General features: G+C 33.9%; 23 protein-coding genes, 1 other RNA gene and 1 pseudogene. 18 read left to right on the top strand and 7 right to left on the bottom strand.

The annotated features are described in order from the left end of the window. The first annotated feature begins 582 nt into the window (after nucleotides 1-582). From CCY98_RS08675 to CCY98_RS06850, 3 genes and pseudogenes are all read left to right on the top strand, one after another. Nucleotides 583-708: a hypothetical protein gene (locus CCY98_RS08675; RefSeq protein ID WP_258439670.1), complete on the top strand. Its 126-nt coding sequence runs from the start codon at nucleotides 583-585 to the stop codon at nucleotides 706-708. 475 nt (nucleotides 709-1,183) lie between these two features. Then, a pseudogene (locus CCY98_RS08670) lies at nucleotides 1,184-1,945 on the top strand (SDR family oxidoreductase). A gap of 290 nt (nucleotides 1,946-2,235) precedes the next feature. Then, nucleotides 2,236-3,669, top strand: coding sequence for a major outer membrane protein (locus CCY98_RS06850; protein WP_112057825.1), 1,434 nt, complete (start codon nucleotides 2,236-2,238; stop codon nucleotides 3,667-3,669). Between the two features lie 146 nt (nucleotides 3,670-3,815). On the opposite strand, the gene CCY98_RS06845 is transcribed toward CCY98_RS06850, so the two are convergent. From CCY98_RS06845 to gdhA, 3 genes are all read right to left on the bottom strand, one after another. Beyond that, the gene (locus tag CCY98_RS06845; RefSeq protein ID WP_258439667.1) at nucleotides 3,816-4,739 is read right to left on the bottom strand and encodes a ferritin-like domain-containing protein; all 924 of its coding nucleotides are present in this window, start codon (nucleotides 4,737-4,739) and stop codon (nucleotides 3,816-3,818) included. A 780-nt stretch (nucleotides 4,740-5,519) separates the two neighbouring features. Beyond that, nucleotides 5,520-6,362 carry a DNA ligase gene (locus CCY98_RS06840; protein ID WP_112057824.1) on the bottom strand — a complete coding sequence of 281 codons (843 nt, stop codon included), beginning with the start codon at nucleotides 6,360-6,362 and terminating at the stop codon, nucleotides 5,520-5,522. Next, nucleotides 6,356-7,711 carry an NADP-specific glutamate dehydrogenase gene (gene gdhA / locus CCY98_RS06835; RefSeq protein ID WP_112057823.1) on the bottom strand — a complete coding sequence of 452 codons (1,356 nt, stop codon included), beginning with the start codon at nucleotides 7,709-7,711 and terminating at the stop codon, nucleotides 6,356-6,358. The genes CCY98_RS06840 and gdhA overlap by 7 nt, the downstream gene beginning before the upstream one ends. A 268-nt stretch (nucleotides 7,712-7,979) precedes the next feature. Here gdhA and CCY98_RS06830 point away from each other — a divergent pair, with 268 nt between their 5' ends. After that, entirely contained in the window at nucleotides 7,980-9,467 is a 1,488-nt protein-coding gene (locus CCY98_RS06830) for a hypothetical protein (protein WP_112057822.1), read from the top strand. A gap of 78 nt (nucleotides 9,468-9,545) precedes the next feature. On the opposite strand, the gene hypE is transcribed toward CCY98_RS06830, so the two are convergent. Together hypE and rnpB are read right to left on the bottom strand one after the other, a co-directional pair. Continuing rightward, nucleotides 9,546-10,568, bottom strand: a complete 1,023-nt coding sequence (gene hypE, locus CCY98_RS06825; RefSeq protein ID WP_112057821.1) for a hydrogenase expression/formation protein HypE — start codon at nucleotides 10,566-10,568, stop codon at nucleotides 9,546-9,548. Nucleotides 10,569-10,589: 21 nt separating this feature from the next. Beyond that, nucleotides 10,590-10,913: RNase P RNA component class A (rnpB, locus tag CCY98_RS06820), an RNA gene on the bottom strand. 277 nt (nucleotides 10,914-11,190) lie between these two features. Between rnpB and CCY98_RS06815 the strand changes: the two genes are divergently transcribed. From CCY98_RS06815 to CCY98_RS06750, 14 genes are all read left to right on the top strand, one after another. Continuing rightward, the gene (locus CCY98_RS06815; RefSeq protein WP_112057820.1) at nucleotides 11,191-12,390 is read left to right on the top strand and encodes an HD domain-containing protein; all 1,200 of its coding nucleotides are present in this window, start codon (nucleotides 11,191-11,193) and stop codon (nucleotides 12,388-12,390) included. Between the two features lies 1 nt (nucleotide 12,391). After that, a complete protein-coding gene (locus CCY98_RS06810; RefSeq protein ID WP_112057819.1) occupies nucleotides 12,392-13,021 on the top strand; it encodes a trimeric intracellular cation channel family protein in 630 nt (209 codons plus the stop codon). Between the two features lie 157 nt (nucleotides 13,022-13,178). After that, entirely contained in the window at nucleotides 13,179-13,652 is a 474-nt protein-coding gene (gene nrfH, locus CCY98_RS06805; protein WP_181566565.1) for a cytochrome c nitrite reductase small subunit, read from the top strand. A 19-nt stretch (nucleotides 13,653-13,671) separates the two neighbouring features. Next, nucleotides 13,672-15,516 carry an ammonia-forming cytochrome c nitrite reductase subunit c552 gene (locus CCY98_RS06800; protein ID WP_112057817.1) on the top strand — a complete coding sequence of 615 codons (1,845 nt, stop codon included), beginning with the start codon at nucleotides 13,672-13,674 and terminating at the stop codon, nucleotides 15,514-15,516. A gap of 189 nt (nucleotides 15,517-15,705) precedes the next feature. Further along, entirely contained in the window at nucleotides 15,706-16,521 is an 816-nt protein-coding gene (locus tag CCY98_RS06795) for a peptidylprolyl isomerase (protein WP_112057816.1), read from the top strand. An 8-nt stretch (nucleotides 16,522-16,529) separates the two neighbouring features. After that, nucleotides 16,530-17,453: a class II fructose-bisphosphate aldolase gene (locus CCY98_RS06790; RefSeq protein ID WP_112057815.1), complete on the top strand. Its 924-nt coding sequence runs from the start codon at nucleotides 16,530-16,532 to the stop codon at nucleotides 17,451-17,453. 14 nt (nucleotides 17,454-17,467) lie between these two features. Then, nucleotides 17,468-18,031, top strand: a complete 564-nt coding sequence (efp, locus tag CCY98_RS06785) for an elongation factor P (protein ID WP_112057814.1) — start codon at nucleotides 17,468-17,470, stop codon at nucleotides 18,029-18,031. An 8-nt stretch (nucleotides 18,032-18,039) separates the two neighbouring features. After that, a complete protein-coding gene (locus tag CCY98_RS06780; protein WP_112057813.1) occupies nucleotides 18,040-18,591 on the top strand; it encodes a DJ-1 family glyoxalase III in 552 nt (183 codons plus the stop codon). Continuing rightward, nucleotides 18,588-19,883, top strand: coding sequence for a murein transglycosylase domain-containing protein (locus CCY98_RS06775; protein ID WP_112057812.1), 1,296 nt, complete (start codon nucleotides 18,588-18,590; stop codon nucleotides 19,881-19,883). The genes CCY98_RS06780 and CCY98_RS06775 overlap by 4 nt, the downstream gene beginning before the upstream one ends. Then, nucleotides 19,883-20,596 (top strand): arginyltransferase, encoded by a 714-nt coding sequence (locus CCY98_RS06770; protein WP_112057811.1) that lies wholly within the window; start codon nucleotides 19,883-19,885, stop codon nucleotides 20,594-20,596. The genes CCY98_RS06775 and CCY98_RS06770 overlap by 1 nt, the downstream gene beginning before the upstream one ends. Nucleotides 20,597-20,598: 2 nt before the next feature. Continuing rightward, nucleotides 20,599-21,381, top strand: coding sequence for a phosphatidylserine decarboxylase (locus tag CCY98_RS06765; protein WP_112057810.1), 783 nt, complete (start codon nucleotides 20,599-20,601; stop codon nucleotides 21,379-21,381). Nucleotides 21,382-21,383: 2 nt separating this feature from the next. After that, on the top strand, nucleotides 21,384-22,379 hold the full coding sequence (gene nadA / locus CCY98_RS06760; protein WP_112057809.1) for a quinolinate synthase NadA: 996 nt from the start codon (nucleotides 21,384-21,386) through the stop codon (nucleotides 22,377-22,379). 9 nt (nucleotides 22,380-22,388) lie between these two features. Then, a complete protein-coding gene (gene nadC, locus CCY98_RS06755; protein ID WP_112057808.1) occupies nucleotides 22,389-23,216 on the top strand; it encodes a carboxylating nicotinate-nucleotide diphosphorylase in 828 nt (275 codons plus the stop codon). A gap of 14 nt (nucleotides 23,217-23,230) precedes the next feature. After that, nucleotides 23,231-24,091, top strand: coding sequence for a thiamine-phosphate kinase (locus CCY98_RS06750; RefSeq protein WP_112057807.1), 861 nt, complete (start codon nucleotides 23,231-23,233; stop codon nucleotides 24,089-24,091). A 51-nt stretch (nucleotides 24,092-24,142) separates the two neighbouring features. Here CCY98_RS06750 and CCY98_RS06745 read toward each other — a convergent pair whose 3' ends face one another. Beyond that, on the bottom strand, nucleotides 24,143-25,258 hold the full coding sequence (locus CCY98_RS06745; protein WP_112057806.1) for an Mrp/NBP35 family ATP-binding protein: 1,116 nt from the start codon (nucleotides 25,256-25,258) through the stop codon (nucleotides 24,143-24,145). A gap of 11 nt (nucleotides 25,259-25,269) precedes the next feature. Further along, on the bottom strand, nucleotides 25,270-26,601 hold the full coding sequence (gene thiC, locus CCY98_RS06740; RefSeq protein WP_112057805.1) for a phosphomethylpyrimidine synthase ThiC: 1,332 nt from the start codon (nucleotides 26,599-26,601) through the stop codon (nucleotides 25,270-25,272). Nucleotides 26,602-26,802 lie beyond the last annotated feature (201 nt).

Genomic DNA, 26,802 nt, shown 5'->3' with positions numbered 1-26,802 from the left:
CCATTAAGATTGCACTATTAATATTTGATATTACTCTTACTGCCTTATGTTAATATTAATATTTTTCGTTGAAATATTTAATTAATGATTGTTTGGTAAATAGACAGATAAATAGAAATTTAAGAGGATTAGGAATAAAGTGTATAAAAGATAGAAGTTTATGATTGTCTATGCTAAAGAATAAATGTGCGAAATGGTATGTATTGGGAGTAGTAGAATAATATAGGTTTAATAGGTATTTTTGAAATATTAGCAGAGAGTTTTTGATGCTTTGGTGGTTGCTAGTATGGGGAATTGGGTTTGGGGTGGAGATTTACTTTAAGGTAAATGTTGCAAGATTAAAGATTAAAGATTAAAGATTAAAGATTAAAGATTAAAGATTAAAGATTAAAGATTAAAGATTAAAGATTAAAGATTCTGCTTGGAATCTTTGTGGTTAAAGGCTTGTATTGGTTTTTTGAGTGGGCGTATGATGATAGATTTTGTAATTTTAATATTAGGATTGTTAGGTGGAATCTAAAAATTAAAAGATAGAAATTCTAGCATTAAAAGGAAATAAGTGAGATAAAGAGTTGCTAGAGATTGAAAGGTTTAATATATGGGGGGTGGATTGTTGATTGTGTTAGTGCAGGGTTTTTGCTAAATGAGAGTAAAAGGGTTAGAGTGGATTGGAAATGGAGTGTTAGTTTGAATGTTTGTGGGGTTTAAATTTATTTGGATTATTGGTGGCTAGTTGTAGTGGTTTTTAAAATCATTGATAAATATATTTTAATAGTGATTAATAGTGATAGGTGAGTTATAAGGCGTAAGCTTTGTGAGATTCTTTGGGATAATTGTTTATTTGTGGGTTGTGTGAAATCTGTTCTTTTTAATGCTTTGATAGATGAGTAGTTTTTTGCAGATAAAACAATTATTATGAAATAGTTTTATGATTTAAAGTAATTTATTTATATAAAAATGGTTACTTAAAGTAACTATTTTTATATGCGCCTAATTATAAAAATTATCTTATTGTTTATTCTTATAGGTATTTGCTTGTAGGATTTTGAAAGCTTACAAGTTTGTTTTAAAAATCAATAAAATTTCATTGTCTTTTTGGATTCATCAAGCCTTATATTAAAATATCTTAAAGTTAAATAAGTCTTAATGGCTTTGTTATGAATAATAAAAAGGAGACAATATTATGGATAAACTTGTATTTATTACAGGAGGTTCTACAGGTATAGGTAATGCTTGTGTGTATAAGTTTCATCAAAAAGGCTACAAGGTTGCTTTTATGGATATAAATTAAGAGGAAGGGTGTAAAGTAGCATAAAATTTGGAAAATGTTCTTTTTATAGCGGTAGATACCAAAAAGAAAGAAGATATTAAAAATGCTATTGCCAAAGCGGTAGAAAAATTTGGAAAGTTTGATGTAATTTCTTTAAATGCAGGTATTCATCGTTGCAATACCATTCTTGATATTAGCGATGAAGAGCTTGATTTGATAATCCAAATAAATATTTATGGTTATGTCAATACTATGAGACTTGCTATTCCTTATATGAAAGAAGAGGGTGGAAGTATTGTGATTAATGCTTCGGATCAATGTTTTGTTGGTAAGCCAAATAGCTTTGCATATGGACTTACTAAGGGTGCTTTAGGGTAGATAACAAAGTCTTTAAGTATAGATTTAGCTCCAAAAATTAGAGTAAATGCTGTGTGTGCTGGGACTATTAGAACGCCGATGGCAGAGAAGTTATTTCAAGATTTTGCAAAGATTACGCATAATGGAAATACAGATTTTTATTGGCAGAGCGAAAGAGAAAAATATCCTTTAAAGAAAATAGGACAACCTAGTGAAGTAGCAGAACTTATCTATTTTTTAGCAAGCCCAAAGGCGAGTTTTATTACAGGGGAACTTTATTTGATTGATGGTGGATTGACAGCTGGGATTCCTCATTAAATATAGTTTTTTCTTAAGAAAAATATTTTGCTGATTTGTTTTATAAAGGGACATTGTAAAATTTGTTTTTCTAAAAGTTAAAGATTTTTATGTTTAATTTTTTTAAAACTCTTGCATTTGTAAAAACTTTGTGTTAAAATCGCAGTTAAGCTTATGAGTTTAGATTCTAAGCTTTAAGCGAGAAATCTATTATGCAAACTCTGACTTTAAACAAATTCATTTTGTTTTCTGTGTGCGAAATTTTGTATAATCAGATTGTAATTTCGAAATTCAATCTTAAGGAGATTAAAATGAAATTTATCAAATTAAGTCTTGCAGCTAGCGTTGCACTAGGTGCATTATCTACAGCAAGTTTCGCTCAACCACTAGAAGAAGCGATTAAGGGAATTGATGTAAGCGGATATTTAAGATACCGATACAATGATGACAGATACAATGAGGGCGCTAATGGCGGTACAAATGCTAATCACCAATGGAGAGCAGTAGCAGATTTCAAAACTCCCGTGGTAAATAATGTTGCTTTGGGCTTAGGCGTATGGTATCAAAACAGCAACAATGTAAATCATGGTAAAGGAGATGGTAATCCTAATACTATAGCTCCAAATCCGGGTGCATTCACTGGTAATAATCTTGGTTCAGGTTCTGATGGTCAATTTGGTGTAAGAGAGTTTTATGCGACTATTACTCCAGATAGCACAGCAACAACAATCAAACTCGGTAAGCAACTTCTTGATACACCTGTAACAAACGCTTATGATGGTGATAGAGGAACAGGTATCTTAGCACTTAATAGCGATATTCCAAATCTTACTTTAGCAGCTGCAGCATTTGATTCTTGGGCTATTAATGAAGTGAATGTTAATAATAATAATGGAGTTATCAGTTCTGCTCCTAATATAGGCGAGGAAACTTCTGTTGATAAACCTCTTTATGCTTTAGCGGGTATCTATGGAATTGATACTAACTATGGTCGCTTTGGCGGACAACTTTGGGGATTCTATGTCGATGATGCGGTAGATGCTTTAGTGTTTGGTGAGCTTTCATGGCAAGGTAGTTTGCTTAGAGCAAAATTACAATACTCTTATGCAGCATTAAATAATGATTCTGATTCTGTATTCTATTCATTGTATGGAAATGGAAATACTGTAGATAAACCAAAAGCAAATATTTCAGAATCAAATGATGCTTTTGTAGTTGAAGTGGGTGCAGATTTCAGAAATGATTATCAACTTCCATTGGATGTAACTTTGGGATATATTACAAACTTCGCAGATGGAACAGCAGTTTCACTTGAAGATGAAGGTAAAAATGTATCTAGAACTGGTGCAATTTGGTGGCAAAATGCTGGAACAGGTATTTCTACTTCAGCGCTTAGAGGTTATGGTGTTCAAGGATTTGGCACAGAGCAAGATATTGATGTATTCTATTCTGGTGTAAGTTATGGATTTATCGATGATAGATTAAAAGTTGGTTTAGATTTTGTTTGGGGTGAAAATGATATTTCTTACAACAGAGGAGTAGCATCAAATAACAACATTAAAAAAGTTGAATTTACTGAAATCACTCCAAAAATCAGTTGGCAACACAGCAAACAACTTACTGTATCAACTTTCTATGCAATGTTGCAAAATGATTATACTTATGTAGATAATACTGCTGCTGCTGCAAAACCTCTTGATGAAGATAGAGATAGATTCAGAGTGGAAGTAAAATACAGCTTCTAATTTTTTTAACAAAGCCTTTGGGCTTTGTTATCTTCTAAAACTTCTTTTATAACTACAATTTAATATTTAAAATCATTTAACTCTTTTTTAAATTCAAGATTAGTTTGACTAAGTTTCTGGTTTAAGTTAATGTGGCTTTGGATTGATTATTTGGGATTTTTAGAGAGAAATATTGAATCTCTTAGCATTGTAAGCTCTTCTTGTGTGAAGCCAGCTTCTATCCTTGCTTGAGTGTTGAAAGCGGTGTTGGCTTTGGGGAATGAAAAATGGTGTTTTTTAAGGATTTCTAAATAGACTTCTGCGCGTTTTTGCTTGGGAATGCTTTGTTTGTCGCATAGATAATGAAACCAAATATTGCCTTTTGAGACATGTGAAATTTCTTCTTGGTAGATTATTTCTAAGACTTTTAAAAAGTCTTCTTTAATAGGGTGGTTGCTTGCTTGGACTTTGGCGCATAAAAAGGGATTAACATCTAGCCCCACAGCTTCCATTCCTCTTGGCACAAGGGCGATCCTATCTAAAAGAATATCGCAGTTTTTCATCGAATCAAAAAGCAAAGTGTGCACCCCAAAATCTCCATATCTAAATCCTATGCTTTGAAGCAATTGATTGAGTTTGAGAAAATGATGCACTTCTTGGAATGCGACTTCCACCCACGCTTGATAATATTCTAGGGGTAGATTTCTAAAGCGATAAGCACAATCTAGTGCCAAATCAATGGCAGAAAATTCAATGTGTGCAATGGAATGTAGCAGATGGGCTGCGTTGAGATCATTTTTTAGATATTTACCTTGTGGGACTTTTTTGGGTGGGACAATCTGACAAAAATAAGAAAAAGTAGGAGCCATTAAAGGAAGTATTTCTGCATTATGATTTATTTTTATATGTTTAAAATTATAAAAAATTTCTTCAGTTAGAGTGCATTTTTCTTCTGCGCTTTTAGCATCTAGGGCGTTTTTGAGTGCGTTAAAAAGTTCTATGGAATCCTCCTTTTTGGCAAGTGCTTTGAGATTTACTACCATTACCTTTTGTTTTAAAAGCCTATAAATTTGCTTAGGTGCTTTAGCCACTAGAATCTACTAAGGATTCTTAAGCTTATCTGGGATTAGAGATTGGCTGTGAATCTTTTTATCTTTTGTAAATCTCATCATTGATTTCTTTTTTGCAACATTTAATCGCAAAGATTAAATGGTATTACAACAAAAATTAGCGATTAGTATCCTATTGCGTTTTTATGTAAGGGATTATATGGAAATTAACTAAAATAAATCTTAACCAAAGGGTGGCTTGTAATTCATTTTTTTTGTTTAAGTATTGATATGCTAAAGAGTTAGGAATGATAAAATAGACAAAGAAACTTATAGATGAAAGATGAGTCACGTCTTTAGTGAGCGAAAAATGTTTAAATATATTGCACAAGTTTAAATTTTTTATAGTATAACTAATCAATCCATTTGGTAGATGGACTAAAGGTTTCACAAAGCCTGTATAATAAGATTGGCTATTTGGTTGGGTATGCGGGTGGAAATATCTTATTATATAGGAGTCCATAATGGAGCTGCTCAGTCTTCTCATTGCGATAATTGTAGTAATGATTACACTTTTTTTAATTAAGTTTGATTTATAGGTGAAATCTAACTTGTTTTCTTTGATATTTTCTATAAGTTTCTTTTTAATATCTTTTCTTCTCTTTGTTTAAGCATAAATTTTAAAAAGCTTTTGCGTTAAATATCTATTGTTTCTACTGAATCTATGAAATATAATTATTTAGTTATTTAATCAATGCGATTAAGCAAGTTTGTCTAAAATACATTTACTAATGGTCTAGCAATGAAATAAGCATAAAAGCATTAAAAATCTATATTTCTAATATGAAGAAACACGGGAAATCTGGGGAGATTATTTTTGGTAAAGCCATTGTATTTGTAGGTGATGAGAGAATTAATTGGTGGGGGATTTTCTCGTTCTTTTTGAGTGAATCCTGAACCAATTTTAAAGGTTTTTAACTCTCCCTTGAAGTTAGCTTGGCATAAAATGGCTCCAAGTTTCCCTTTAAATTTACCTTTTCCTTGTGTGTAGCCAATCACTTTGCATTCGCTATCCATATAGGGCTTGTATTTGTAAGAGTGATTAGAATTATTATAGGGGGAATCATTTTGACGAATGATGATTCCCTCTCCCTTTTTATCAAGAATACTTTGAAAATAGCTTTGCAAATGGGTTTTGTCTTGGATTTTGATTTGTGGGATTATTTTGATATGGGGAGTTGGATTTTTATCAAGGTATTTTTGGAGTTTGTCAAGTCTTTCTAAAAGGGTGCAATTTTGACAAACATTTGGCGCATCAAAAACATAGTAGGTTATTTTTTGCCATTCTTTTGGATGTGGATTTGAAGTGCGTATAATGCTAGAAGTTTGCTCAAAAGATTCATAATCTAACCATAACTCTCCATCTAAGCTAAAGGGAGGGAAATTTTTAAGCCAAAAATTTGGAGGATTTAAGAGATTGTTGTTACGAGTGTGAAGTGTTTTGCCATTCCAGATTCCGCGGATTCCATCGAGTTTTTCACTCATTAGATAAGTAGTGGTTTTAAAATTTAGAGAATATTTTGAAGAATACTCTTTGAATTTTAAAATTTCACCTCCAAAAAGGAGGCTAAAGGAAAGGATTAAGAGTAAAGCTAGTCTTAGCACAAACCTTGCTCAATCATTGCATTAGCAACTTTGCGGAATCCTGCGATATTAGCACCTAATACAAGGTTTGTAGGATCGCCAAATTCCTTTGCAGTTTCACTTGCATTTGCATAGATATTTTGCATAATGTTGTGAAGTTTTTTATCTACTTCTTCAAAACTCCAAGAAGTCATAGAGGCATTTTGACTCATTTCCAAACCACTTGTTGCTACACCACCTGCATTTGCAGCTTTTCCTGGTCCATAGCAGATTTTTGCATTAAGGAATTTATGCACCGCTTCGATTGTTGAAGGCATATTAGCTCCCTCACTTACACATTTGCAACCATTTTTAAGGAGATTGTCGGCATCTTTTGCGTTAATTTCATTTTGTGTTGCGCTTGGGAACGCAGCAAAAGCAGGAATGCTCCAAAGTGGGTTGTGATCGCTTGGATAGTCTTTTGCGCTTGTGTATTTTGCACTTGATCTTTCTTTTGCATAAGATTCAAGGCTTTCACGTCTAACTTCTTTGATTTCTTTTAAGAGTGCTAGATCAATTCCTGATTCATCATAGATCATACCTTTAGAATCACTGATTGTTACTGGTTTTGCGCCTAATTGTTGAAGTTTTTCAATAGTGTAGATTGCAACATTTCCGCTACCTGAAACTAGACAAGTTTTGCCCTCTAATGATCCAAATTCGCTATGTTTTAACATTTCTTGTGCGAAATATACGCTACCATAACCTGTTGCTTCTGTTCTTACTAAGCTTCCACCCCAAAGCAAAGATTTTCCTGTAAGCACACCATCATAGCGATTAGTGAGTTTTTTGTATTGACCAAAGAGATAACCAATTTCTCTTCCACCCACACCAATATCTCCTGCTGGAACATCAGTGTGTGCGCCGATGTGACGATATAATTCATTCATAAAGGCTTGACAGAATCGCATAACTTCTCTATCACTTTTGCCTTTAGGATCAAAATCACTTCCACCTTTTCCACCGCCCATTGCAAGTCCTGTTAGGGAGTTTTTGAAGATTTGCTCAAAACCTAAGAATTTGATAATGCCTTCTGTAACACTTGGGTGAAAACGCAATCCACCTTTGTAAGGTCCAAGAAGTGAGCTAAATTCGATTCTATAACCACGATTTACTTGGATTTCTCCCCTGTCATCTTCCCAAGTTACACGGAAGTTGATTTGTCTTTCTGGAATTACAATTCGCTCTAACACTTTGAATTTTTCATATCTTTTATCTTTTTGCAAAGCAGGTTCAATTGATTCTAAAACTTCTTTAACAGCTTGGTGAAACTCTACTTGATCTGGATAAAGTCTTTGGACTTTTGCAATAACATCTTGTGTGTAAGACATTGACACTCCTTTAAATGAATTTATGAGTGGAATTGTATTAATACTTTAATTAATCTAAGCTTATAATATTAAATTTTTTTTTTAAGTTATTATATAGGATACAGATAAATATAAAAAGATAAATATAAAAAAGTGTCGAATTATTGGAGTTTCTAGCATAAAGTGGAATGGATTTTAAATTTAAGAATAATTTATTTATTTTTTTATTAAGTTTTTTGGGGAATAGCCGATATTGAGTTTGTTATTTAATTTTAATAAAGGAGAAACGATGCAGACAAGTATGAGTTTCTCTTCTCTACAAGCCTCATATACCACCACGCATTGGAGTGCTCTTGGAGAAGAGATTGTAAATGACAAAGCAAATAGCGTTCCACAAATCAATAATGAAGGGGAAAATAGCCAAAAAGCTTCCAACATTCTCTCATCAACAGAGCTTTTAAATAGTAAGCTAGATGATTTTCATAAGCAAGTTATCAATCAGGCTTTGGGTAAAATTGCAGAAATTCAAGATGAAGTGATTAAGGTTTGGGAAGAAGTTTTTGGAGTTTCTAGCGGTAAATCAAGCAATGCTTCTAATTCAAATATTTCTTTAGAGTCATTACTTAATGGAAACTTTTCGCGCCCTAACTATGATCTTGGAAGTGGGATTAGCATTACTCAAGGTTTTTCACAATCTTTGGAATTATCAATTCAAGGCACAATTGTAGGCAAAGATGGAGTCAGTAAAAAACTTGATTTAAATATTAGCGTGTCTCAAAGCTTCGTGCAAAATTTACAAATCAATTCACAAAACAAAACCAATGGTGGCACTAATTCTGGAAATTCTAATAAAGTGATTGATCCACTTGTGATTGATTATGCAGGGAATGGGACTGAACTTAGTGATACAAAGATGAGTTTTGATCTTGATAGCGATGGGAAAAAGGATCAAATTTCTACGCTAAAAGAGGGTTCTGGATTTTTGGCATTGGATAAAAATAATGATGGTAAAATTAATGATGGAAATGAGCTTTTTGGGACAAAGAGTGGTGATGGATTTAAGGATTTGAGTGTTTATGATTCTAATCAAGATGGTAAGATTGACAAAAATGATCCTATTTATGATAAGCTAAGAATCTGGACGCCTAACCAAAAGGGCGAGGGCGAGTTAGTAGGGCTTGGAGAAAAAGGAATTGGCGTGATTTATCTTGACGCAAAAGAAAGTCAAGAGATGATGAGGGGAGAAGAGGGGGATTTGCTAGGAATTAAACAACAAACTTCTAATTTTATGCGAGAAGATGGAAGTCTTGGGGCGATTCATCATATTGATTTTGTAGCTGAAAATCCTATTAATAATACACAAGATGAGTTAGGTGTTAATTTACAACAAGGAATGCAGGTTGCAGCAAGTCGCGCTTATTTGCAAAACTTGAATATTAATTTTAACTTTTCTCAAAGCAGTGGAAGTCTTTTAAGTGGAAACCAAACTTCATTAAGCGTCTTTAGCTTTAGTGCTGCGCAATATTCCTTTAGTCTTAGCTCATTAGAAAGCGCTAATAATGGAGTTAGTCAAGAATTATCTGCTTTGTGGAAAGGATTACAAGAAACATTTTTGGGCTTTGAAGCTAAGGAAGAATCATCTAGTCTTTTTGGGGATCTTTTAAAGCAGTTTGATGAGACTTTTGCGGATTTAAATCGTTTTGTGTTTGATGGAATGGAGGAGAATTTGTTTAAAGAAAGTCTTGTAGGGAATTTACAAAAACTTCTAGCTGCTTAAAAATTTCAAGAATCAAATGATTTAAAATCCATTTGATTCTTGAAAATAAAATATTTTGCAAATGGAATTTTTGTGATTTTAGCAGATTCTAGGCAGTAATTCTCCGCTTGGATAATCCAAGAATCGTTTAGCACCATAGGCGGTTTTTAAGATAACTTTATTAAGGTTTGTTGAAGTGGTGTAGCCTATTATACTGGCATTTTTTCCTGCTGGAGTTTGTTTTAGGATTTCTAGGGCTTTTTTAGAATCTTCTTTGGAAATAGCTAAGACACACATTCCCTCATTAGCAAGATTCCACGCTTCAAAACCTAAAAGTTCGCAGATTCCACGCACTTCATTTTTGATAGGCAAGGCTTCTTCTTCTATTTCAATTCCAATGTGTGAAGTGTTTGCCCATTCATTTAAGACACTTGCAATTCCACCTCTTGTCGCATCGCGCAAAGCATAAATGGAGATATTGTTTTTAAAAAGCTCTTCTAAGCTTGGATAGAGTAATTGACAATCGCTTTCTAAATTACTTTGCAAGGAAATTTCTTCGCGTTTAGAATACACTACTGCTCCATGATTCCCGATTTCTCCACTTACTAAGATACAACAATCCTGCGAAATATTAGAAGCGCTAATTTGTAAATGTGGATAGAGAAATTCGCCTAAAGCTGTTGTGGTAATAAAAATCTTATCTAGTGTTCCTTTTGGCAAGACTTTGGTATCTCCTGAAAGGAGTTTTGCGCCACTTGCTTTGAGGGTTTTTCCAAAAGAATCAAGAATTTTTTTTAAATCATCTATCAAAAATCCTTCTTCAATCATAAAACTAGCACTTAAATATTTGGGTTTTGCACCCATCATTGCCACATCATTACAGCTTCCACAAATGCTTAATTTGCCAATATCTCCACCGGGAAAAAATAATGGAGAGATTGTATAACCATCGGTGCTAATAGCAAATTTTCCTTTAGAAATAGAATCTAATTCACCAATGCCTGCATCTTCTCCAGCGCCTATTACACAGCCTTCTAAAAAAGGATAAAAAAGCTCTGAAATAAGTTTTTGAGATTCTATACCTCCACTTCCATGACTTAGAGTGATGATGGATTGTTTCATTTAGATTCCTTAGGAGAGATTAGTTTAGGTGTAGCTATAAGCCGAGTTCTGTTTATGTGGTTATTTATCTTGTTTTTGCCTTACAGCAAAAATCTAGCGAAAGGTTAAAAATTTGGGATGCTAACCATACCTTTCTTGCTGCAGATTGGGCTTGCAATGACAGAATGTATTGCTACACTCTCGGTGGGCTCTTACCCCGCCTTTTCACCCTGACCTTTAGAGACTAAAGGCGGTTTGTTTTCTGTTGCGCTTTCCCTTAGATTACTCTAGCCATTAGTTAAATGGAATCCTATCCCAAAGCAGCTCGGACTTTCCTCTTTAAAAAGCAACCACTCGCTACACCTAATCTTGGAATTTTAGCAAAAAAAGAGATAAAAATAAATTTTAATTTTTAAAATCTGGTATTGATGTGCTTTTTAAGATAAAGAATATTTGAGTAAAAAAAGAAAGAAAATTATTTTAGCTTTTTAAATAATGTTATAATTTGGATTTAGTTTGATAAGATTTATAGGGGTTTGTGCTTGGAGTTTTATGAAAAAGTAGCTATTAGCATTGTTATGCTTATGTATTTGGCATTTTTGATTTATCAAAATAGAAATTTGTTTAAGAGAAGGCAATGAAAATGAAAAAACCTACACTTAGTGTCGCTTTATTACAAAAAATTTTTGTAGCTGCTAATATAAGGCGTTGGAATGATCAAGCTACTCCAGTAGAATTTTATGAGCTAGATAAACAAGCCCATAAAATCGTGATTGCTTACCTTTTGGCGCATTTTGAAGAGATTGAAAATGGCAAAAAAATCGATTGGGAGCGATTGATTTTGCAGTTTTGTTATGAATTTTTTGAGCGTATTATTCTTACTGATATTAAACCTCCTGTATTCCATAAGCTTACACAAACGCACAATAAAGAACTTGTGGATTTTGTATGTAAAGAATTAGAAGAGGATTTGGGTAGATTTGCTTTTTTTGAATCAATGCGAAAATATTTATATGGAGAGATTGAGAATCTTGAGAAAGAGATTCTTAAAGCCTCGCATTATTATGCTTCAAAATGGGAATTTGATATTATTTATCATTTTAATCCAAAAATGTATGATGTGCAAAATATTAGAAATATCATTGATAGGCAAGTAGAAGAGCATTATCATTTAGCCGGTATTAAGCAGATTGTGTTGTATGAGGATATGAGAGAGCTTGTAGCGATGTTTGGACAGCTTAGGTTTCAGAAGCGTTGGAGTCAGACTCCAAGGGTTCCTCCTACTTCAGTCTTGGGACATACTTTAGTTGTAGCACTTTGTGCTTATTTGTTAGGTTGTGATTTGGGATTTTGTCGGCAAATGCAGATTAATCACTTTTTGTGTGGATTATTCCATGATTTGCCAGAGATTCTAACGAGAGATATTATTTCTCCTATTAAACGCAGCGTGGAAGGTTTAGATGAATTTATAAAGCAAATTGAAGAAGAAGAGGTAAGAGAAAAGATACTTTCAAAAGTTCCAGAAGCTATTAAAAAAGATATTTTGTATTTTACGCAAAATGAATTTACAAATCGCTATAAAACGACTAAAGGAGTTGTGTATTTGCCTAAAGGTGAAGAGTTTTTAGGAAAGTATAATGAAGATTCTTGTTGTGCTATTTATGGAGAATTTTTAAAATTTTGCGATCATTTGAGTGCTTTTTTGGAGGCTAGAATCTCTATGCGACATGGGATTTCAAGTAGAGAATTAGAAGAGGGTGCAAGAAATTTGGAGTATTTATATAATGCAAAAGAAATAAATGGCGTGGATTTGGGTTATTTATTTAGGGAGTTTAAGGCTTAAAATGCTTTTGACTATTTTGTATATTATTGGAATCACAGCAGAGGGAATGACAGGTGCGCTTGCAGCAGGGCGACATAATATGGATTGGTTTGGGGTGATTTTTATTGCTTGTGTTACAGCTATTGGTGGAGGATCGATTCGGGATATTTTGTTTGGGCATTATCCGCTTACTTGGGTAGCGCATCCGGAATATTTGGTTATTGTTTGTGTGGCGGCATTGATAACCACTAGAATCCCTTATTTTGTGGAGCGTTTTGAAAAAGCTTTTTTGATTTTAGATGCACTAGGTTTGGCGGTGTTTAGTGTGATTGGTGCTAGAATTGGAATGGATTTTCACCCAAGTGGTGCAATGGCAGTGGCTGGAGCGGTAATTACGGGTGTGTTTGGGGGAATTTTGCGAGATATTTTTTGCGCTAGGATTCCACTTGTTTTTCAAAAAGAGCTTTATGCAAGTGTGGCTTTGATTGTTGGTAGCTTATATGCTGCTTTGGAATTTGTTAGTCAAAATTATTTTTATCTCAATGAGGATTTGGTGATTATAGGTTCTTTGCTGTTGGGATTTGTGATTAGATTGGTTGCTATTAGGTATCATTTGGGACTTCCAACTTTTAAATATATCCCCAAAAATTAGTTTTCATTTATCAATTATTTACTTTTTTGATTTAAATCAAGGCAAAATTTTTTAGAAGTGATTAAAATTTCAAAATTGGATTTAAAATTTTTAAATTCAAAAATTTCTCAAGGAGCGTAAATTGGAAGGTAATAAACCTAAAAAACCGCTCTCATTTATGGCAGGATTGCTAGGGTTTTTGTGCGTTGTGATTGTTGTTATAGGGCTTTATACCTTTTATAATGCAAAGGGTTTGTCTTATTTTAGCAATGATAGCGAAGCTTGTAACAATTGCCACATTATGAATGATGTTTATAATGATTGGTCAAGGGGGGCACATTCACAAAAAATAGCTGGTAAGCCACGCGCAACTTGCAATGATTGTCATTTGCCACATAACTTTGTGGAAAAATGGGTTGCAAAAGCAGAAAGTGGAGTGGGACACGCCTATGCTTTTACCTTTAAGCTAGATGTTTTGCCAACAAACTTAACTGCAACGCAAAAATCAAAAAATATGATTCAAGATAATTGTGTGCGCTGTCATAGTGAAATGGTTAGCAATGTTGTAAATCCAACAACAAATCCACATGGAAATGGGTCGCTTAGCTGTGTGTCTTGTCACGAAAGTGTGGGACATAAAAGAGGTTTTTAAATTATTTTAGGAGGTTAAAATGCAAAAGAAATCACCTGTATTGCCAATTTTAGTTATTGTTGCAGTGATTATTATTGCAGGGTTGTTATGGTTAAATAGTGATATTGCTAAAAAGCAATCTGAAGGAACGGGAGGAATTAGCTCAAAGGGCTTTGTGGAAATGAGCGATGATAATCCAACTTTTGATCATTGGGGTAAAAATTTCCCTGATTATTTAGATATGTATTTGACGGTGGAAACAGAGAAGCCTATTTCAACAGAATTTGGTGGAAATCTAGCTTATTCAAAGCTTATTCGCTATCCACAGCTTACAATTCTTTGGGCGGGATATCCATTTAGTCTTGATGCTAATGAGGAAAGAGGGCATTTTTGGATTCAAGTTGATCAGATGGATACGGCAAGAAACAATAAAGATTTTTTAAATGCTCATGGTTTTGCGGCTTTTAATGGACAACCTACAGCTTGTATGAATTGTCATAGTGGTTGGAGTCCGTGGTTACTTAAAAATATGGGAATTGGAGATACTCCAGAAGAGAAATGGATTTCTTTTAACTCTACAAAATATTGGACAATGATTAAGAATGTGCCTGAAGTAGAAGGTGTTGTTGATCATAGCGGACCACATGGAGGGACAAGAATGGGAGTAACTTGTGCAGATTGCCATAATCCAAATGATATGCAATTGCGTCTTACAAGACAAGCAGCTATTAATGCATTAGTGAAATTTAGGGGTTATGAACCTGATCCAGTAACAGGGGTAAAGGCTTCAAGAGAAGAGATGAGAACGCTTGTGTGCTCACAATGTCATGTGGAATATTATTTTAAACCAACAGGAACAAAAGTAAAAGCAATAGGCGAATCAATTGCTAATGATCCAAGTAAAAAGTGGTGGAATGGCACACAAAAAACTTATGATGAAATTGATGTTTGGAGAGATGGAAACAAACCTACAGAAATTGAAGTTGATGGCTTAGAGCTTGTATTCCCTTGGAGTGAATGGAAGAGAAATGAACCTTTTAGAATTGAAATGTTTGATGCACATTATGAAAAAATAAGAGATGTGTTTGATAAAGATTGGACGCATAAATTTACTAAAGCACCGATGCTTAAGATTCAGCACCCAGAATCAGAGCTTTATAGTGGTGGTGTGCATGCGGCTAATGGCGTAAGCTGTGCAGATTGCCATATGCCTTATATTAGAAAAGGTTCTAAGAAAATGACACAGCACAATATTACTTCACCATTGCAAGATATTAATGCAGCATGCAAGTCTTGCCACACTCAAAGTGAAGAATATCTTAGACAACAAGTGGCAGATATTCAAAAATCTGTAGCTTATGATTTAAGAAGTGCAGAATATGCAATGGTAAGTTTAATTGAAGATATTAAAGTGTTGCGTGAAAAACTTGGTGCAATGCCTAGTTATCAAACTAATGGCAAACCTGATGATGCAAAAATTTCTGCAGCATTAAAAGAACCTTTGGAGTTGCACAGAAAAGGTCAAATGAGAGGTGATTTTGTGGGTGCTGAAAACTCAACTGGTTTCCATAATCCAAGAGAGGCAAGTAGAATGTTACTTCAAGCTGTTGAAATGGCTAGAATGGGGCAAACAAAGCTTGTAGAAATCGCTAATGCAAATGGAATCAAAGACTTTAAAACTTCTAATTTAGGTTTTGAAGATATTCAAAAATATAATCCAGGGGAGATTCGTTATAAAGTGGATTTGAATGGACATAAAGCAGGTGAACGATATTATAAACATGAAGAAATTAATGGTCCTGCTCCAAAAGAACTTTTGGAATTAGATAAGAACAATAAGCCTTATAATTATAGGGTGATTGATTCTAAAACTTCTTCTTATTGATTTTTTATTAGAGATTCTAGGTGAAACTTAGAATCTCTAAAATTAAAATTACATTTCTTGCTTTGCCTTTTGCTTCAGTTTATCTTCAAAATTTTTTGTTTATAAAATTTAAAATCTTTGTTTTAGTTAATTAAATATTTAAAAAAATAAGGATAGAATCTTAAAAAAATTCTTAACGAGGTTTTAAATATGAAAAAAATACTTTTGAGTTCAGCTATAGCATTTTCTTTATTGCAGGGTGTGAGTTTTGCAGAGACTTTTGCTAAGGTTAATGGTGATGAGATTACAGAAAAAGATATTGCAGCGCTTATGAGAGCGATGCCGGGGGTTTCTTTTGCGCAATTACCACAAGAGGCAAAAGATCAAGTGGTGAATCAGGCTATCGAAAGAAAACTTTTAATTGCTCAAGCCAAGAAAGAGGGTATTGAAAAATCAAAAGAATTTAAAAACGCCTTAGAAAGCGTTAAGGAAGACTTGGCATTAGAAGTTTGGATGCGCCAAGAAATGGAAAAAGTGAAGGTTTCTAGCTCTGAAATTGAAAAATTCTATAATCAAAATAAGGCTAAATTTGTTCAGCCAGAAACTGCTAAAGTTAAGCATATTTTAGTTAGTAGCGAAGCAGATGCTAAAAGCATTATTGCTGAACTTAAAAAAGCAGGTAAAAATGTTGCAAGTAAGTTTGAGGAACTTGCCAAAGCAAAATCTAAAGATGGTAGTGCGCAAAATGGCGGAGAATTAGGTTGGATTGCAAAAGGTCAAGTTGTCCCAGAGTTTGCAGATGCGGCTTTCAAGCTTGATAAGGGTAAATACACTCAAACTCCAGTAAAAACACAATTTGGATACCATGTGATTTATGTTGATGATAAACGCCCAACAACAACTTTAGGACTTAAAGAAGTGAGTGAGCAAATTGAGCAAAATCTAAAATTGACAAAATTCCAAGAGAATGTTAGAAAAGAAGGTCAAGATTTGCGCGCTAAAGCTAAAGTAGAAATTATTAAATAAGGGCTTATATGTTAGTTTGTGGAAATGCAATTTTGCAAAAGGCTAATCAAGAAAACTATGGAGTAGGGGCATTTAATTTTGTAAATTATGAAATGCTTAGTGCTATTTTTGAAGCAGCAAATCTTAAAAATTCGCCTATTATTGTCCAAGCCAGTGAAGGGGCTATTAAATATATGGGGATTGATATGGCAGTGGGAATGGTAAAGATTCTTGCTAATCGTTATTCACATATTCCTATTGCATTGCATTTGGATCATGGGACTAGTTTTGAATCTTGTGTTCGCGCTATTAGGGCAGGATTTACTTCGGTAATGATCGATGCTAGTCATCATCCTTTTGAAGAAAACTTAGCAGAGACAAAAAAAGTGGTTGAAGTTGCTCATATCGCAGGTGTAAGTGTAGAAGCAGAACTTGGAAGATTAATGGGGATTGAAGATAATATTTCAGTAGATGAAAAAGACGCTTGTTTGGTAAATCCACAAGAAGCAGAAGAATTTGTTAAAGAATCCAAAGTAGATTTTTTAGCTCCTGCTATTGGGACAAGTCATGGTGCATTTAAATTTAAAGGAGAGCCAAAGCTTGATTTTGAGCGATTGCAAGAAGTGAAGCGCAGGACTAAGATTCCACTTGTTCTTCATGGTGCTAGTGCGATTCCTGATTATGTGAGATCGAGTTTTTTAAACACAGGTGGAGATTTAAAAGGAAGCAAGGGTGTGCCTTTTGATTTCTTGCAAGAAGCTATAAAGGGTGGGATTAATAAGGTTAATACAGACACTGATTTGCGAATAGCCTTTATGGCAGAAGTTAGACGCGTAGCCAATGAAGATAAAACACAATTTGATTTGCGTAAATTCTTTGCCCCTGCTAAGGAAGCAATGGTTAGGGTTATGGCAGAGAGAATGGATATTTTGGGAAGTTCAAATAAAATTTAATAAAAAGGAAAAAAATGGCTTATTCAATGGGAGATTTAAAAAAAGGTTTAAAGATTGAGTTAGAGGGTGTCCCCTATAGAATCACAGAATATCAACATGTAAAGCCTGGTAAAGGTGCTGCATTTGTGCGAGTAAAAATGAAATCTTTTTTAGATGGTCGAGTGCTAGAAAAAACTTTTCATGCCGGTGATAAATGCGAAGAGCCAAATTTGCAAGAAAAATCAATGCAGTTTCTTTATCACGATGGAGACTTCTTTCAATTTATGGATAATGAAACTTATGAGCAAATTGGCTTGAGTGAAGATCAAGTTGGCGATGTTGCAAAGTGGATGACAGAATCAATGGTAGTAAGTATTTTATTTCATAATGGTAAAGCAATATCGGTTGATGTGCCACAAACGGTTGAGTTAAAAGTAGTAGAAACTCCACCAAATTTTAAAGGCGATACGACAAGTGCAAGTAAAAAACCTGCTACTTTAGAAACAGGTGCGGTCGTGCAAGTGCCTTACCATGTTTTAGAGGGTGATTTGATTCGTGTTAATACTGAAACAGGCGAATACCTAGATAAAGTTAAATAAGGTATCTAATGGCAAAGGTTTTGATTCCACTTGGCAAGGGTTTTGAAGAATTAGAGGCAATTACGATTATTGATGTTTTAAGAAGAGTGGGTTGCGAAGTCGTGGTTGCTAGTTTAAATGATTCTTTAGAGGTGATTTCTCAAGGTGGTATAAAAGTTATTGCAGATGCTTCGCTTAGAGAAATCAATAGGTCTAGTTTAGATGCGGTTGTTTTTCCTGGAGGTTGGGAAGGAACACAGAATCTTATCGCTTCTAGTGAATTAAAAGAAATTGTTTTGAAATTGCACTCTGATTGTAAAATTATTGCTGCTATTTGCGCTGCCCCATTGGCACTTTTTAAAATGGGTGTATTAGAAAATTGTGATTTCACTTGTTATCCAGGTATTGAAAAAAATATAGAAAATATAAATTATAAAAAAGATAAAAACGTGATTCAAAGTGGTCATATTATCACCTCAAAAGGACCTGCAACTGCTTTAGAATTTGCATTTTATTTGGCTGAAATTTTAGCTTCAAAACAAAAAGCTCAAGAAATTAAAGAAGGAATGTTAGCTTCTTGAAATCTTTTAAAGTTCTAATCCCATTAGCCTTTCTAGCCCTTTTTTTGGGCGGTTGTTTGCTAGGTTATAGGGATATAATCTATAACTCACAAAACTTTTCTACAGAACAAGTTGTAAAAAAAGTTATTAATCAAGCAGTGGATACGACTTTAGAAGTAGCAAAATCTAATGCTGAACCGACTTTAGATACGGCCATTAATGCACTCTTAGAAGAAGTTTTGGATTCTGAGCAATTAGAAAGTCTCATTAAAAATCTTCAAGCTAATTTTAAAAAAATTGTTGCACAATTAACACAAAAAGTTATCCAGAATTGGGGTAAAGATGATGCGCAAACTGCCTCCCAAGAAGTGTATGTAAAATATACTGATTCTTACCTATCTCGCGCGGAAGTTGATTTTGCTAAAGGTGTGATTTTGGTTTCAACTTTGGATACTAAAAATCCCAAAGAAGCCTTACACAAAGCGATTGTAACGACCTTGCTTACCCCAGATGATCCAGAAAAGGTGGATTTGTATTCGGATAAAGAGGTGGTTTATTCAGGGACTCCTTATTTGGCAAATTTGGTCAAAGATAATGAGGGAAAAGTGATTTTGTATCCGTGGAGGGCAAATCGCTATGCAACTTATTTGATTGATAATAGCTTAAAAACAAGGGAAATAAAAGAAGAAGGACAGAAAAAGGTTGTCTATTATGTGCAGTTTGATATGGTGGCAGATAGAGAGATTCAAAGTGAGCATAAATATGGTGAATATGTGGCGCTATATGCTAAAGAGTATGGCATAGAACAAGCTTTGATTTTTGCTATTATTAAAACAGAAAGCAGCTTTAATCCTTATGCGGTTAGTCATATTCCTGCTTATGGACTTATGCAAGTCGTTCCTGCAAGTGCTGGGCGAGATGTTTATAGAGCGCTAAATAACAAAGATGGTATTCCAACTAAAGAGATGCTATTTACCCCAAAGATTAATATTCAATATGGTTCGACTTATTTGGATATTCTTTTTTCGCGTTATTTAACAGGGATTAAAAATAGCCTTTCTCACGAATATTGTGTGATTGCTGCTTATAACACGGGGAGTGGAAATGTGCTTTCAGTTTTTCATAAAGATAGAAAAAAAGCAGTTGAAGTGATTAACTCTATGACTTCGGCAGAAGTGTATCGCAAACTTAGAACCTCATTGAAATATGAAGAAGCACGCAATTATTTATTAAAAGTAACCAATGCCAAAAAAGAGTTTCAAGCTACCGCTAAAAATGTAAATGATTCTTCTATTTTGCTTAGTGTGAGATAATGGAAATTTTTGAAATTATTCAAAGCTCAAAACCTTGTAGTTATTTAGAGGGAATAGAATCTAAATTTCGTTATTTTTATATTAAGCAGTGCAGTAAAGAATTTTATGATTTGTTGTTACAGCGGGGTTGGAGGCGTTTTGGGTGTTATTTTTTTGTGCCTATTTGTCAAGGTTGTGAGGAATGTATTTCAATTCGCCAAGATTGTGAAAATTTCATTTTTTCAAAGTCTCATCAAAGAATCCTAAAAAATCCATTAAAGCTTAAAATTACAAGACCAAGAGTGAGTTTTGAGCATTTGGAGCTTTATGAAAAATATCATAGAGTAATGCACGATAAAAAAGGTTGGGAGTATCAAAAAAGCACTTTAGAAATTTATTATGAAACCTTTGTTCAGGGTTATCAAGATTTTGGTTATGAATTTGACTATTATTATGAAGAAAAGCTAGTTGGAGTGGCGCTAGTTGATGTTTTAGATAATGCAATTTCGGCGGTGTATTGTTATTACGATCACGATTTTAAAAAATTTTCTATTGGAAGTTATTCTATTCTTAAACAAATTGCCTTTGCAAAAGAGTATAATATCAAATATCTTTATCCTGGGTATTGGATAAAAGACCATTATTCTATGGGATATAAAGAAAAATTTAAACCTTTTGAAGTGCTTCAAAACCGCCCTAATTTAAATGAATATTCTATTTGGATAAAGGAGTAATCTTGCATTATACAAATTTGATTTCACAAATTTTTGAAAAATTGTCTTGCTTTGCCTTTTGCTCTAAGTTACAATTTTTAATCAATAAGACATATGTTAAACTATTTAAAATTGATTTAGAAGAGTTTGACACTTTGCAGAGTTATCCCACACTTGATGCACTTTTTACTCGCTCATTAGTTAAGATGCGAAGTTTTGATAGGATGGAAAATACATTGATATCTCCTTGTGATGGAATGATAATGGAAAGCGGGGTTTGTAAAGGTAATATGGCAATGCAAATCAAAGGAAAAAGCTATGGGTTAAGAGATTTTATCCATCAAGATTTAGATGAACATTATTCTTTTGTTAATTTTTATCTCTCACCAAGAGACTATCATCGATTCCATGCACCAGTTAATTTGGAAGTAAAAAGAATTGAAGTTATACAAGGAATACTTTTGTCGGTCAATGAAAAATCGCTACTTAAAAATGATAATCTTTTTAATAAAAATAAAAGAGTGGTTTTGGAATGTCAAGATGATTTTGGTAATACTTTTTATTATGTGGCAATTGGTGCTTTGAATGTGGGGAAAATTCAAATTAATATAGAATCAGAAATTGTTAATCTTAAAATGAATAAAATCTATGAATACAAAAATCCCATAAAAATTAAAAAAGGTGAGGAAATAGGCTGTTTTCATATGGGTTCAACGATTGTAATTCTTTCAAAAAATTGGGAATATGATCTAAAGCCTAGAGAAAAAGTGCTTTTTGGACAACAGATTGCCAAATACAAGGAGTGAAAATGAAAGCAAGAATCAAAGAATTGCAAAAGAAGCTTGATGTATTGTTAGTGGCACATTTCTATCAGCGTGATGAGATTGTGGAAATTGCAGATTTAATTGGAGATAGCTTGGAATTAGCTAGAAAATCTTCTCAAAGCAGCAATAAAAATATAGTGTTTTGTGGGGTTGGCTTTATGGGTCAGAGTGTGAAAATTTTGGCACCACAAAAGCGTGTTTTTATGCCTAAGATTGCTTGTTGTTCTATGGCTAGAATGATTGATGATACTTATTTTGATAAATCTATTGAAAAATTAAGAGAATATGGAATTAATTCTATTTTTCCCATAACTTATATTAATTCTAACGCAGAAGTTAAAGCAAAAGTATCAGAGCTTGAAGGAGTGGTTTGCACAAGTGCTAATGCAGCTAAAATTATGGATTATGCTCTCAAACATAATAAAAAAATATTCTTTTTGCCCGATAAGTGCTTAGGGCAGAATCTAGCTTCTCAAAATGACTTAAAAAGTGCGGTTTTGGGGCTAGATTCAAAGGAAAAAATTTTAGATGCGGATATTATTTGCTATGATGGGTTTTGTTCAGTGCATCAGCTTTTTAGAGCAGAAGATGTGGATTTTTATCGGCAAAAATATTCTGATATTTTGGTGGCAGTGCATCCTGAATGCGCCCCTAGTGTTGTGCAAAAGGCAGATTTTGTTGGTTCTACTAGTCAAATTATTCAATATGTGCAAAAATTAGATCCAGCTCAAAAGGTTGTAGTAGGGACAGAATTTAATCTTGTAAATCGCCTAAGAAAGCCTTATAATGGAATTCAAAATACCTTTGTGCTTTCTTCTACTAAGCCTGAATGTCCTACAATGAATGAAACAACTTTGCAAGATGTTTTGAATGTCTTGGAAGCTTTGGATAGGGGGGAAGAATATAATGAAATATTACTCAAAGAGGAAGTGGCAATAAAAGCCAAGCGGGCTTTAGAGAAAATGTTAGAACTTTCATAAGGATAGATAATGCATAAGATTTTATTAGATGATTTTTTGAGAGCAACTTTAAAAGAGGATATGGGCAAGGGAGATTTATACTCAAGAATTGAAAACAATATTGCAGTAGAAAGCTATATTATAGTCAAAGAAGATGGTATTTTATCAGGCAGAATCTATGTGGATCGCCTGTGTGAATTATTAGGCATTGAAGTAGAGTTTTCTCTAAAAGATGGAGAGGCGTTTTGCAAGGGAACTAAAATTGCAACTTTCAAGGGCAAGATGAGTGCGATTTTGGGAGCAGAGCGAACTATTTTGAATCTTTTACAGCATTCCAGTGGAATTGCTACTCTTACAAATAAGTATGTTAAGGCTCTAGAAGGGACGCAGTGTGTATTACTAGATACGCGAAAAACACGACCTTTGCTTAGAGATTTTGAAAAATATTCCACGAGAAATGGTGGAGCTATTAATCATCGTTTTGGCTTAGATGATTGTTTGATGTTAAAAGACACACATTTATCAAGGATTTTATCATTAAGTAAGTTTATTCAAGAAATACGAGAGAAAATCCCCTTTACCACCAAAATAGAAGTAGAATGTGAAAATATTTTACAAGCCAAAGAAGCTTTAGAATCAAGAATTGATATTTTAATGTGCGATAATATGGAGGCTGCAGCAATTAAAGAAGTTGTTAAAATGCGAGATTTAATTGCGCCAAATGTATTGTTAGAAGCTAGTGGCAATATTACTTTGGCTAATTTAAAAGAATATGCTAAAAGTGGGATAGATGCAATTTCAAGTGGAGCGATAATCCATCAAGCAACTTGGATTGATATGAGTATGAGAATTGACTAAAAAATAGCAAAACAATGAGAGATAGAGAAAAGGTTTTTATTGAGGAATTAACGCAAAGCAAAACAAGTTTTGGCATAGGTGATGATGGGGTTGTGCTTGGTGATTTTGTTGTAGCAAATGATGCTTTTTTTGAAGGGATTCATTTTAAGCGAGAGTGGGGGAGCTTAGATAGGATTTTCAAAAAGGCTTTTTTAGTTAATCTCTCGGATATTTATGCGATGAATGCGATTCCAAAGTTTGCTTTATTAACACTTTGTATTCCAAAGGATTTTAAAGAAGCAAAGGAATTAGCAAGAATTTTTAGCGCTATAGCGCAAGGTTTTGGTGTTAAAATCGTGGGTGGTGATACTATTGTAGGGGAAAAGCTACATTTTTCTTTTACGATTCTTGGAGAAAAAGGTAAAAAAACACTTTTTAGAAAACCAATTCAAAAGGGTGATTTTTTAGCTTATCTTAGTCCAAGAAGTCCATTAAATTTGTCTAACAAACAAGCTTTTGGCAAGAATCTTAAGCATCTTAAAAATGCTTTACGCTTTGATCAGATTCTTAAAAATTCTCGTTTTGATTTTCCTATTTTATATCCCAAAATGATTTTAGCTTTTAATGAGATTGCTAAAGCGGGAATGGATATTTCTGATGGAATCTTTGCAGAATTAGCTAGACTTGCAAAGCTTAATAGTATAGATTTTAAATTTTTTCAGCCTAAGGGGGAGTGGTTTTATTCTCCAGAGGAATATCAAATGCTTTATGCCCTAGGTGCTAAAAAGCTAAAAAAAGCGCAAAATTTAGCAAGGAAATTCCGTCATAATTTGGTTGTTTTTGCTAGAGCTAAGAGGGGAAAATATAAAAAAATAAAGAAAAATTGGCATTCATAATTTGGCAAGATAGAATCTTAAGCAAATCCTTAAAGGAATTTGCTTAAAAACTTAAGAAGAACAAGCAGATTTGCCAGTATCTACGGGTTGGATTGCACTATTATCAGCAAGTTTCTTGGTATTCACTTCTTCCATAAAATCCCATAATTCTTTAGCGGCTTTTAAATATTCTTTAGCAGATTTTGAATCAGGATGGAAATAGACAATTGGTTTTCCATTATCTCCTGCTTCTCTTACGCTTGGTTCAATTGGGATTTGTGCTAGAGTTTTTGTTCCATAAGCTTTAGCGACTTCTTCAGTGGTGCCTTTGCCAAAAATGTCATATTCTTTGCCACAATCAGGACAAATAAAGCCACTCATATTTTCAATAATCCCAGCAACAGGAATTTTGAGTTTTGCAAACATATCTAAGGCTCTTGCACCATCATCTAATGCTACTTTTTGTGGAGTAGAGACAGCAACTCCAGCTGTAACAGGGACACTTTGAGCTAAAGTTAGTTGCGCATCTCCCGTTCCTGGTGGCATATCAATAACCATTACATCTAAATTGTCCCATAAAACATCGCTAAGCATTTGCTCAATGGCGCGAATAATCATTGGACCACGCCAAATAAGACTTTGTCCTTCATCATAAAGCACTCCCATTGAAATCATCTCGATTCCATAAGCCTGTAGTGGAATGAGTTTTTTGAGTTTTTGATCCACTTCTGGTTTGTCATTTTGCAAACCTAGCATACGCGGTATATTTGGACCATAAATATCAGCATCAAGTAAGGCTACCTTTTTGCCCTGTTGAGCTAGAGCAATTGCAAGATTAACACTTGTAGTGGATTTTCCAACCCCACCTTTACCGCTGCTTACCATTACAAAGTTTTTAATTTGTGGAGCGAGATTTTTTGTGCCTTGCGGTTTTTGATTTTGGGCTTGCGGTTTGGGCTGTTTAATGTCAAGGTTGATTTTATTAATACCTTGAGCATTGAGTTTTTGTGTGATTTGTGTGCGAAGCGTTTCGGCTACTTCGGGGGAAGCTGATGGGATTTCAACGCGAAGTGAAACCGCATTTTCGTGAATTAACATTTCTTTTACAAACCCAAAGGTTACAATGTCTTTTTCGAAATTAGGGTAAATAATTTCTTTTAATAAGCTAACTAGTTGTTCTTGATTCATCTTTTTCCTTTTTAACTATTTTGTTCGATAATTTCTTGTGAAATTTTGTAACTGCAGAATTTTGGACCACACATTGAACAGAATTTTGCTTCTTTGAAAACTTCTTGTGGCAAACTTTCATCGTGATATTCTTTTGCTCTTTCTGGATCAAGTGCGAGTTCAAATTGTTTGTTCCAGTCAAAATTATAGCGCGCATTGCTCATTGCATCATCTCTTACTCTAGCATTAATGCGCCCTCTAGCAATATCTGCAGCGTGTGCGGCAATTTTATAAGCAATGATTCCCTCACGCACATCTTTAGCATTAGGCAAACCTAGATGCTCTTTTGGGGTAACATAACAAAGCATAGCAACACCTTTCCAAGCAGCAATGGCTGCTCCAATGGCTGAAGCAATATGATCATATCCTGCAGCAATATCTGTAACTAGCGGTCCTAGAACATAAAAAGGTGCTTCAAAGCAAAGTTCTTTTTGAAGTTCGACATTGCGTTCAATTTCATTCATTGGGACATGACCTGGACCTTCAACCATTACTTGAACATCTTTTTCCCAAGCTCTTTTGGTTAATTCCCCTAAGACTTTTAATTCACCAAGTTGAGCTGCATCACTTGAATCAGCCAAGCAACCTGGGCGCAAAGAATCTCCAAGGCTTAAAGAAACATCATATTTTTGACAAATCTCTAAAATATCATCAAAAGCTTCATAGAAAGGATTTTGCTTGTGATAATGCATCATCCAAGAAGCCATTAGGCTACCTCCACGGCTAACGATTCCCATTTTGCGTTTGGCTAGAAGAGGCATATGTTCTAGTAAGAATCCGCAATGAATTGTGAAATAGCTAACGCCTTGCTTGGCTTGTCTTTCCATAACTTCTAGCATTTTATCAATAGTTAAGGCATTAATATCATTTTTAACATCGTGTAAAATTTGATAGATGGGCACAGTTCCAATTGGGACGCTAGAGTTTTTGATTACTGCTTCACGAATAGAATCTAAATCTCCACCTGTGCTTAAATCCATAATGGTATCAGCGCCATATTTGATAGAGATGATTGTTTTTTGAACTTCCTCTTCTATGGAGCTTGCAAGGGCAGAGCTTCCGATATTGGAATTAATTTTTGTCCTTACAGAAATCCCAATACCCATAGGTTCTAGATTGGTATGATTGACATTGGAGGGTAATATCAAGCGCCCTTTGGCGATTTCTTTTCTAATAGTTTCGGCTTCTAAGTGCTCGATATTAGCCACATATTCCATTTCTTGAGTAATAATTCCTTTTTTTGCATAATGGAGTTGAGTTTTAATTTTGTCATTTTTTCGGGTTTCTACCCATTTTGTTCGCATAGATTCTCCTTAAAATAGAATAATAATAATTTTTTAGAATATGCAACATTAAGGTAGCAAAATAAAAATAAATTTTAGCTTTTCTTTTTGTGAGAAATGAAAAAAGTTTTAAAAAAAATAGAATTTGTAGCAAACTTTCAAAGAAGTTTTATAAAAAGTAAAAAAAGAAAATAAGGGGTTAAATGGGAAAAATTCCCATTT

Source organism: Helicobacter sp. 11-8110, from assembly GCF_003288905.1.
Classification (GTDB): domain Bacteria; phylum Campylobacterota; class Campylobacteria; order Campylobacterales; family Helicobacteraceae; genus Helicobacter_D; species Helicobacter_D colisuis.
The sequence above is the reverse complement of the archived record's forward strand: the minus strand, read 5'-3'. Positions and strand labels throughout refer to the sequence as shown.

Excerpts from the sequence above, each read along its gene's own strand:
- CCY98_RS06850 (WP_112057825.1), top strand. The coding sequence starts at position 2,236 with ATGAAATTTATCAAATTAAGTCTTGCAGCTAGCGTTGCACTAGGTGCA.
- gdhA (WP_112057823.1), bottom strand. The coding sequence starts at position 7,711 with ATGTCTTACACACAAGATGTTATTGCAAAAGTCCAAAGACTTTATCCA.
- CCY98_RS06830 (WP_112057822.1), top strand. The coding sequence starts at position 7,980 with ATGCAGACAAGTATGAGTTTCTCTTCTCTACAAGCCTCATATACCACC.
- hypE (WP_112057821.1), bottom strand. The coding sequence starts at position 10,568 with ATGAAACAATCCATCATCACTCTAAGTCATGGAAGTGGAGGTATAGAA.
- CCY98_RS06815 (WP_112057820.1), top strand. The coding sequence starts at position 11,191 with ATGAAAAAACCTACACTTAGTGTCGCTTTATTACAAAAAATTTTTGTA.
- CCY98_RS06810 (WP_112057819.1), top strand. The coding sequence starts at position 12,392 with ATGCTTTTGACTATTTTGTATATTATTGGAATCACAGCAGAGGGAATG.
- nrfH (WP_181566565.1), top strand. The coding sequence starts at position 13,179 with ATGGCAGGATTGCTAGGGTTTTTGTGCGTTGTGATTGTTGTTATAGGG.
- CCY98_RS06800 (WP_112057817.1), top strand. The coding sequence starts at position 13,672 with ATGCAAAAGAAATCACCTGTATTGCCAATTTTAGTTATTGTTGCAGTG.
- CCY98_RS06795 (WP_112057816.1), top strand. The coding sequence starts at position 15,706 with ATGAAAAAAATACTTTTGAGTTCAGCTATAGCATTTTCTTTATTGCAG.
- CCY98_RS06790 (WP_112057815.1), top strand. The coding sequence starts at position 16,530 with ATGTTAGTTTGTGGAAATGCAATTTTGCAAAAGGCTAATCAAGAAAAC.
- efp (WP_112057814.1), top strand. The coding sequence starts at position 17,468 with ATGGCTTATTCAATGGGAGATTTAAAAAAAGGTTTAAAGATTGAGTTA.
- CCY98_RS06780 (WP_112057813.1), top strand. The coding sequence starts at position 18,040 with ATGGCAAAGGTTTTGATTCCACTTGGCAAGGGTTTTGAAGAATTAGAG.
- CCY98_RS06770 (WP_112057811.1), top strand. The coding sequence starts at position 19,883 with ATGGAAATTTTTGAAATTATTCAAAGCTCAAAACCTTGTAGTTATTTA.
- nadA (WP_112057809.1), top strand. The coding sequence starts at position 21,384 with ATGAAAGCAAGAATCAAAGAATTGCAAAAGAAGCTTGATGTATTGTTA.
- nadC (WP_112057808.1), top strand. The coding sequence starts at position 22,389 with ATGCATAAGATTTTATTAGATGATTTTTTGAGAGCAACTTTAAAAGAG.
- CCY98_RS06750 (WP_112057807.1), top strand. The coding sequence starts at position 23,231 with ATGAGAGATAGAGAAAAGGTTTTTATTGAGGAATTAACGCAAAGCAAA.
- CCY98_RS06745 (WP_112057806.1), bottom strand. The coding sequence starts at position 25,258 with ATGAATCAAGAACAACTAGTTAGCTTATTAAAAGAAATTATTTACCCT.
- thiC (WP_112057805.1), bottom strand. The coding sequence starts at position 26,601 with ATGCGAACAAAATGGGTAGAAACCCGAAAAAATGACAAAATTAAAACT.